Below are 2,077 nucleotides of genomic sequence, written 5' to 3'. Positions count from 1 at the left end.
GAGCTGATTTTTATGCGGCTATTGGTTTGAATGCTCGTGATTATGATAAGTATGTCATTGAGAAGACTAATGAAACTTCAGGACGTGTTTTTCCAGTAATTTTGGATGTAGAAGATCCTCAGTTTTATGAAAGACTAGAAGTTTGTATTAAGAATAATGAAAAGTTAACAGCGATCGCTAATTCTAATAATTCAGGTGTTGTGAAGCTTTTCCAGAAGTTACCTCTTTATCTGTCTAATGGTTGGCAATTCCTGAAACTATATTTTATGAAGCCAATTGAAACTGCTACTATGCAAACTTCTGTTCGTTAAAGACGTCTTTAATAGTTAATTTCGCTTGATAGCCTTGGAAATATCACAAGGCTATTTTTTTTATTTATTTGATTATATAATATAATTTTCATTGTTTTCGGAGTAATACAGCGCTTGCCGTTGTTATATCATGTCTGGTACTATCGGTCTTGTATAGCAAAGGTAAGGAAGAAGGAAGAAGGAAAGAGGGAGGAAAGCTATTGAGCAAGAAAAAAAGCTAAATTTCCTGTAGATCTTCACCCTTGGGTTTACATAAACGATATAAATGGACATGATATTATACCAAGCGTGATAAATGTTTGTTACAAATGGTAGGGACGTTGCATGCAACGTCCGTACTAAAGAAGGAAGAGGGAAGAAGGAAGAAGGGGTAAATATTGAAAAAAAGGAAAAAAAGATAGATATAACTATCTTAAATGAACTGGAGCAGTTATTTTTAAGCATATCCGATCGAGATCTACCTTTTTGTAGCATTCTTTTTTAAAATTGGTATTATAAGGTACACCAATCGCGGGCAAGATGCCCGCACTACAATATTTTGATCATTTACCCTGTACCTCATTGGCCCGAAATATGCTGTATAATTTAGGTTAATTTGTGACATGAGTTCATTTTAAGCAATTTTCCCCCTTCACTTTTTTTTACTCTTGGCTTTTAGGCTTGAATTTAGTGTCATTGACTAAAACAACACCTGCCATAATCGTACCTCCTCCAACAATAGATAAAAGAGCAGGTTTTTCGTCTAACCATAGCCAACCAACAATGATTGCAACAACTGGAACTAAATATAGAAAGCTAGATGCTCGTGCAGTTGAAAAGTTAGCTAAAGCATAAGTCCAAGCAATGTAGGCACAAGCGGCTGGAAACATCCCTAAATAGGCAATAGTTAAACTTACCTCTAGAGAAGAAGGAATTTTGAGAAAGAATAACATAGGTAATGTCCCTCCCCAAAGCGTATAACAAGCAAGTTCCAGGGGAGAATATTTACTGAAAAAAGGACGCTGGAGAATGTAGTAGAGGCTTTGGGAAAAGGCTGCTATCAGAATTAGTACTGATGAAAAAGCAAAACTGAAGTCATTACCTTGACCAATAACAATTAGTGACACACCACTAAAGCCAACCAACATTCCTAGCCAACTTCGTCGTGACAGCGATTCACCCAAAAACGCTGCTGCTAGCAAAGCTGCCATACAAGGACTGGAGGCATTTAAGAGACTTGCAGTTCCAGCAGGAATCGTCAGCTGTCCCCAGGACAGTAAAAGATGATATACTGAAATGCCAAGGATACCCTGAGCTAGTAGGAGAGGAATGTCCTTGGTATCCGGCCTGCGAATTTGCTTTGAGAGTAAAGCAAATATCAATAAGACTGAAGATGCAATAAAGAATCTCAAAGCCACTAAATTAAGAGGATCAAACCTTTGAACAGCATAGCGAACGCCGGGAAAGGCAGATCCCCAAAATAAAACAGCAATAATAATCCCGACTAAACCAATAGAAATATTGAGTTTTTTCATAGAGATTTACAGAATTTTGATAGTCATACAATGAGTAATATCATGTCTGGATAATAGCGCGATAAAAAAACTTTCTCCTTTTTTATTTGAAGCTCTTGCTTTCCTACGGAATGCTACGCAAACAGCTAGAGGTGCTGATAACTGATAGCTGATAACTGAAATTACACCCACAACCTACCAACTATCCTTAATTTAAAGACTCTAAAAAAGTCTGAACTTGACCATCTGGTCTCAAAACCAATCGAATTTTAG

The 2,077-nt window shown here is 37.0% G+C and carries 1 protein-coding gene and 1 pseudogene; one reads left to right on the top strand and one right to left on the bottom strand.

Annotation, left to right across the window (positions count from 1 at the left end; genetic code table 11):
- A pseudogene (locus AC3DU7_RS32230) lies at nt 1-311 on the top strand (magnesium-protoporphyrin IX monomethyl ester (oxidative) cyclase); the annotation flags it as partial.
- 641 nt (nt 312-952) lie between these two features.
- Here the strand turns inward: AC3DU7_RS32230 and AC3DU7_RS32225 are convergent.
- Nucleotides 953-1,825 carry a DMT family transporter gene (locus tag AC3DU7_RS32225; RefSeq protein ID WP_488043298.1) on the bottom strand — a complete coding sequence of 291 codons (873 nt, stop codon included), beginning with the start codon at nt 1,823-1,825 and terminating at the stop codon, nt 953-955.
- Nucleotides 1,826-2,077 lie beyond the last annotated feature (252 nt).

The sequence above is a fragment of the Okeania sp. genome (genome assembly GCF_983059655.1).
Note: the sequence above shows the minus strand (reverse complement) of the source record. Positions and strands in the feature narration are given on the sequence as shown.